We start from the raw sequence: 6215 nt of genomic DNA, 5'->3' as shown, positions 1-6215 counted from the left end.
GGCAAGAGCTGCCATTCCTCGGGAGCTCCTGAGTCTGCCGACAGTTCCAGTCGGCGATGGTAGCCCTCATATCGAGATCCTCGGCGAGGAGTATTACTTCGTGATCTCGGAGAGAGGGTACGAGTTCACGAGGAAAAACTCTCGAAACTTGGGCGATATCCTCTTCTGGTTTTTTGAGGGTGTTTGTTCGAACGTTGCGTTTAGGTACGAGTTGCAAAATCGGGTCCCAGGCCGGGACCCTAGACGAATCGCTTTTGCCAAGAAACAGGAATTACTGCATGCGATCGATGAAAATTGGGAAAGGAGAGAGGCTGTGGAAGTGGCCAGGATTTTAGCGGGACACCCGTTCGTCGATGCCTACTAACTAGTCAGGAAAAATACTCGGCCAAGGAGCTACAGGGTATTTTATCCAGTGATTAAGTTGGAATTTTTCCGAAGCCTGGGTTGAGGCGCGTGAGTGCAGTTATTTGGTCGTTATGGATAATACGGATCCCGATAGGTCGYTTGAATCCCGCTTGATGCAGGAGTTTCTACGTACTTAGCCAATTGGGGCCAGAAATTGAGCAAGAGGGCGACGTGACTGCGGAGGATTAATATTTACCATGTTCGAAGATGAGCGCCGGCAGGAAATCGCAGATCTTACAGAAGGGATGGCGCTCGATGCCGTATGGCTATGCGTGCGGCAGGATTATGGGGATTTCAACGTGGCAAGAGAGGCATTCTTGTGGCTATTGGAGAAGTTTCTAGAAAACGGAATAGTTAAGCTGGGAAAGAAGGATCGGATTTTGGAGGGCGATTCAAATAAAATAGTGAGGAGGTTTCGCGAGTCTTTTCCAACGAGTGAGGCGGAATTGGAAAAGAATACCGGGCTTGCGATATGGTTTTTCTCAGACGACTGCCCAGGAGGAGCCGTCTGGATAGATGACGTAGGCAACGAAATATGGACCTAGATGAGGTATGTAGCATTCTTCGCGGGTAATTTCGATTTTCCGGTGCGCGGATCTTTGAGTATGCCGATCGTTATCAGACGCCAGAATATAGATTTGTATTAAATTTAATTTTTTTAAAAATAAAATCATGAAGAATCTGTTCTTAATCGGTTTTTGCCTTTCCACCACCACCGCTTTCGCAGCCAGCCCAGTCCTCCTGGAAACCCCAGTCACCTACGCTCCGGGCGCCAGCGTAGTCGACCAGGTCAAGTCCGAATGCCAGATCGAGAACATGCTGACGACCCGCGTCGGCGATGTACTGCGCAAGCGGAACAAGAGCGGCGACGGCACGGTCGCGTCCACGGGCGATGCCAACGGGGCGCAGGTGCTCCGGCTGCAAATCACCCACATCCTTGGTGTTGGCGGCGGTGCCTGGACTGGCCCTAAAGCTATCACTGTGACTGCCGATCTACTTGAAGGCGGCAAGGTGATCCGCAATACCAAGATCAACCGGTGGTCGGTGGGTGGGATGTGGGGMGGCTTCAAGGGGACGTGCTCCATCCTTGACCGTACCGCCGTTGCCATCGGGAAGGATCTKGGGCGTTGGGTTGCCGATCCGTCCTATGTGATCAAGGAGGAGGCGCCGCCTAAGGAGGCTGCCGAGGTGGCGGCGGAAGCCGCGCCGGCTTCTGCGGTTGCTCCGGCCAGCGTGGAGTAGCGCTCTGCGTTTGTTTTCTCGTCGGGCTGGGGGCGCGGGCTTTGTGCGTAACGCAGAACGCGCGACACCTTGGCCGGACGTCGTATCCGGGAGTGCATTTCCCGGGGTTGTCAGCAAGCAAATATAAAGAAATAAAGAAGTCACCATATGGGTCAATTCTCTCGTCTCGCCATGCTCGCACTGCCAGCCCTGATGGTCGGCTGCACATCGGTTTCCACGCTCGCGCCGCCACTCGGCCCCGACGATCCGTCTGCCGAGCTTTACGGAACCGGCGGCTTCAGCATGACCATTCCGCAAGTGAACCAGAAGGGCTGCTACCAGGGTGATGCCATCCTGAACACGCGGTCCGCAGCGCCGAGCATCCGCGTGCGTGCCGCGCGTCCCCTGGTGATTGCGATTGACGGTGCATCGGGCATTCATCGCTGCCGCGATATGGTCCGGTTCAAGCCGGAGGCGGGTCACAAGTACGTCGCGCATGGCAGGCCGGGGCCGGATGAGGAGTCGGCGAAGGTTTCCATCTGGAAGCAGGCGGTGAGCGCGAATAAGCCTTACTGCCATATCGCGGTGTTCGATGAGACGGACGAGACGGATGTCAAGCCTGTGCAGATCAAGCGGGTCGAGCCGCGCCAGCGGGGTTTTACCTGCATCGGCTTCGATTAATGGCGTGAGCGGTTAGCCGCGCGCGGGTGCCAAACATGCCGTGACGCTGGGTCACGCAAATACAAGCTTTCATGCAGATCAGAAGAAGAATGATTGCCGCCATGCTCTCGGTGGCAGGTGGTGCGGGTTACACCAGTACGTCATTGCGTGCCCAGGTCCCTCCCGCCAATCCGGGTCAGGCCGCCATCCTCTCCGGCGCCGAACAGGAACAGCGCGTGCGCCAGCAGCAGGAAGCCCGCGAACGCGCCCAGGCGGTCCAGGCGCCGGGCGTGCGGGCAGCGCAGCCGTCGGCGGAGGGGTTTCCCGCGTTGCCGGTTGAGCAGCCGTGCTTTCGCATCGAGCGCTTTGTGCTTGAGGTACCGGCGGAACTGCCGCCCGCGCTGCATGCGCGCGGCGCGTCTGCCTTGCCGCAGGATCCGTTTGCCTTTGCCCGTGCGTGGCTGGATCATTACCAGGGGGCTTGCATCGGCAAGCAGGGCGTGGACATGCTGACCAAGGGCGTGTCGCACGTCATCCTTGGCCAGGGCTATGTGACCACGCGCGTGTTGCTGCCCGAGCAGGACCTGAGCACCGGCACGCTGCGCATGGCGTTGATCCCCGGCGTGATCGGGCAATTGCGCTTTGCCGAGCCGGATCTCCGGGGCACGTGGAAGAGCGCGTTTCCCGCGCGCCCGGGCGATCTGCTGAACCTGAGGGACCTGGAGCAAGGCCTGGAGCAGATGAAGCGCGTGACCAGCCAGGATGTGGACATGCAGGTTGTGCCCACCAGCGTGCCGGGCCAGAGCGACGTGGTGATCGCGGTCAAGCGGACCAAGCCGTGGACGGTGGTGGCGTCGATGGACAATTCGGGCACGCGCTCCACCGGCAAGCTGCAGGGCAACCTGAGCGTGGGCATTGACAACCCGCTGGGCCTGAACGACCTGTTCAACGTGGGCTACAGCCAGGATCTGGCCTTTGGCGACCGGCGCCACGGCACGCATGGCTGGAACGGTTTCTATTCGGTACCGTGGGGTTACTGGACGGGCACGGTGTCGGCGTATTCCAGCACCTATTACCAGCAGATTGCCGGCGTCAACCAGACCTTTGTCTCCAGCGGCAATTCGCAGACGGTGGATTTCAAGCTGCAGCGGGTGCTTAGCCGCAGCCAGAACGATGTGCTCGGCCTGCAGTTCCGGCTGTCCAAGCGCTTTGGCAAGAGCTTTATCGAGGATACGGAGATCGAGCAGCAGCGGCGCAACAACACGGTGGTGGAGGTGGGCATCACCGATCGCCACTACTTCGGCGCGGCCCAGTTCGACGGCAGCCTGGCCTACCGCCAGGGCGTGGCCGGCCTTGGCGCGCAGCCCGATACGCTGGCCCAGCTGGGTGGCCCCACCTGGCGTTACCGCATGGCCGTGCTGGATGCGAACCTGTCGGTGCCGTTCAAGCTGGCGGAGCAATCGCTGCGCTATGTCACTACCGTGCGCGGGCAGTTCACCAATGACCGGCTGTTCTATATCGACGCGCTGACCATCGGCAGCCGGTACACGGTGCGCGGCTTTGATGGCGAGAGCCTGCTGGCGGGGGAGCGCGGTTTCTACTGGCGCAATGAGCTACAGGCGCAGCTGGGCGGGAGCGGGCAGGCGCTGTATGCGGGGCTGGACTATGGACGTGTGTTTGGGCCGTCGACCGAGGGGCTGGTGGGTACGCAGCTGGCGGGTGCGGTGATTGGGCTGAGAGGCGGGCTGGGGTCGAAGCTGGGGGCGGTGTCGTATGACTTGTTTTTGGGTATGCCGGTTTATAAGCCGGCGGCGTTTCATACGGCGGGGGTGACGGCGGGGTTGCAGCTTGTTTATCAGTACTAAAAATGACGCGGGCGACTTCTTCTCCCTCCGACAATCACCGCCCGTTCGATGCCACCTCGCGCCTATTGAGGGCGGCGTGAGAGCTGCGGCGCAGTTCAAGCCCCCGTAGCGGCCGTTGTCTTGAACACCGTCCTTACCTCGTAACAACAGACAAGAAGAATCCAGAGTGGAAACGATCTATCCAGTGGGTCCAACAGCAGTGCCGGCCGGCTTCACGCGTCCCGGCGCATCCTACAGACGTAGGGCTTGGTTTGCGGTCGCCGGGCTGCTGACGTTCCTCGCGCTGTATCTTGCGCTGACAGCCTGGTTTGCGATGACGGGAGTCACCCGCCTGCTCGCGATGGGCACGCGCTCAAGTCCGCTTGAGTTAATTGTCTGCGCATGCAGTCTGTTTCTAGCGGTTTTTCTGGTCAAGGCGCTCTTCTTCATCAAGAAGGGAGAGTACGCGGGCGGTATTGAACTCAAGCGGGCGGAGCAGCCCCGCCTGTTTGCCTTTCTGGACCGGGTTGCGGACGAGGCCGGGGCGCCGCGTCCGCACAAGATCTACGTGAGCGGGCGGGTCAACGCTTCGGTGTTCTACGACCTTTCGCCGCTCAACCTGATCTTCCCCTCGCGCAAGAACCTTGAGATCGGCCTGGGCTTGGTCAATATGCTCAACCTAAGCGAGTTCAAGGCCGTTTGCGCTCACGAATTTGGACATTTCGCGCAGCGTTCCATGGCCCTCGGACGATGGGTATATTCCGCCCAGCAGATTGCGGCGCATATCGTCAGCAAGCGTGATGCCCTGGATCGCTTCCTGGGCCACCTCTCACGTATCGACTACCGGGTGGCCTGGATCGGCTGGGTGCTCAGCCTCATCATCTGGGCACTTCGCGCGGTGGTGGATAGCGCGTTCCGGCTGGTGATCATCGTGCAGCGAGCCCTGTCCCGCGAAATGGAAATGCAGGCCGACCGGGTCGCCGTGTCGCTGACCGGCAGTGACGCGCTGGTGCATGCGCTGCATCGGCTGCAGATTGCCGACGACGCGTGGGACCGGACCCTGCTTTTCCTGCGTGGCGAGACTGGGGCGCAGCGCCCCCCGCGTGATGCATTTGATGTGCAACATGCCATTGCCGCCCGGCTTGGTCGGATCTACAACGACCCCGACTATGGCCAGCGGCCGCAGGTACCTGCCGCGCAGGCGGCGGCATTTCGCGTCTTCAAGGGCGAAATGGCGCAACCGCCCCAGATGTGGGCGACCCATCCCATGAACCATGAGCGCGAAGAGAACGCCAAACGTACGTACTTGTGCGCGCCCGAGGATGAACGCAGCGCGTGGCTCGTCTTCGACGATGCTTCCGCACTGCGCGAAAGCATTACCCGGCAACTGGTTGGCGATACGGATTGCCCGCCTGCCGAGTCCGATGTCACCGTGCAGCGGCTCGACGAGCAGTTTGCGCGCGAACGGCTGAAGCCATGCTACCGCGGCATCTACCTCGCCTTCTCAGCGACGCGCCATACGACGCGCGCCAATGATCTGTATGAGTCAACGTCGTTTGCGGAGCCATTGACGCTGGAAGCACTCTATCCCGCGTCCATCGGCAGTGATCTCGAAGAGTGGCGCTCGCTGGAGCGAGAACTCGCCTTGCTGCGCTCGCTGCGCGATGGGGTCTATGTCGCGGCGGACGGTGTCATTCGTCATCGTGGTGGCGTTCTGAGACGCAATGACTTGCCTGCTGCAATTGCGGCGGTCGACGAAGAATGTAGGACTGTCCGCACCCGCCTGGAATCGACGCTGAAGCGGGTGCGCAGCTTCCATCTGACCGTCGCAAAACAACGCTCACCGGAATGGCATGCGTATCTGCGAGGCCTGGTGCATGTCCTCCATTATGCAAACCATGCTGAAGCGAATCTGCGGGATGCGCAGGCCGCGCTGGCGCTGGCATGGCAGCGCGCAACGGCGGCGGGCTCGATCAATGAGCGCGGCGTCAAGATTGTGCTTGCCGCCGCCGAAGACGTGCAGCGCGCGCTGCATCAGATCTTTCGTGAAGCACCGGACTTGCGGCCCGGGGAGCAGGTGCTCGC

Annotated in this window: 6 protein-coding genes; all 6 read left to right on the top strand. The window is 60.6% G+C overall.

Translation table 11 applies throughout. From position 1 onward, the window contains the following. Positions 1-364 (top strand): Imm63 family immunity protein (locus AC1DS3_RS33320; RefSeq protein ID WP_477128835.1); only part of this gene is annotated, 364 nt, incomplete at its 5' end. Between the two features lie 238 nt (positions 365-602). Beyond that, complete coding sequence (locus tag AC1DS3_RS33315; RefSeq protein ID WP_441635985.1) at positions 603-950, top strand: DUF596 domain-containing protein; 348 nt, start codon at positions 603-605, stop codon at positions 948-950. 127 nt (positions 951-1077) lie between these two features. After that, a complete protein-coding gene (locus tag AC1DS3_RS33310; protein WP_441635983.1) occupies positions 1078-1647 on the top strand; it encodes a hypothetical protein in 570 nt (189 codons plus the stop codon). 147 nt (positions 1648-1794) lie between these two features. Next, positions 1795-2307: a hypothetical protein gene (locus AC1DS3_RS33305; RefSeq protein WP_441635982.1), complete on the top strand. Its 513-nt coding sequence runs from the start codon at positions 1795-1797 to the stop codon at positions 2305-2307. A 71-nt stretch (positions 2308-2378) separates the two neighbouring features. Continuing rightward, positions 2379-4151 (top strand): ShlB/FhaC/HecB family hemolysin secretion/activation protein, encoded by a 1773-nt coding sequence (locus AC1DS3_RS33300; protein ID WP_441635980.1) that lies wholly within the window; start codon positions 2379-2381, stop codon positions 4149-4151. Positions 4152-4317: 166 nt separating this feature from the next. Beyond that, positions 4318-6215 (top strand): M48 family metallopeptidase (locus AC1DS3_RS33295; RefSeq protein ID WP_477128834.1); only part of this gene is annotated, 1898 nt, incomplete at its 3' end.

It is taken from the genome of Cupriavidus sp. 01L46 (genome assembly GCF_056399905.1).
Note: the sequence above shows the minus strand (reverse complement) of the source record. Positions and strands in the feature narration are given on the sequence as shown.

Coding starts and splice junctions, on each gene's coding strand:
- AC1DS3_RS33315 (WP_441635985.1), top strand. CDS start 603: ATGTTCGAAGATGAGCGCCGGCAGGAAATCGCAGATCTTACAGAAGGG.
- AC1DS3_RS33300 (WP_441635980.1), top strand. CDS start 2,379: ATGCAGATCAGAAGAAGAATGATTGCCGCCATGCTCTCGGTGGCAGGT.
- AC1DS3_RS33305 (WP_441635982.1), top strand. CDS start 1,795: ATGGGTCAATTCTCTCGTCTCGCCATGCTCGCACTGCCAGCCCTGATG.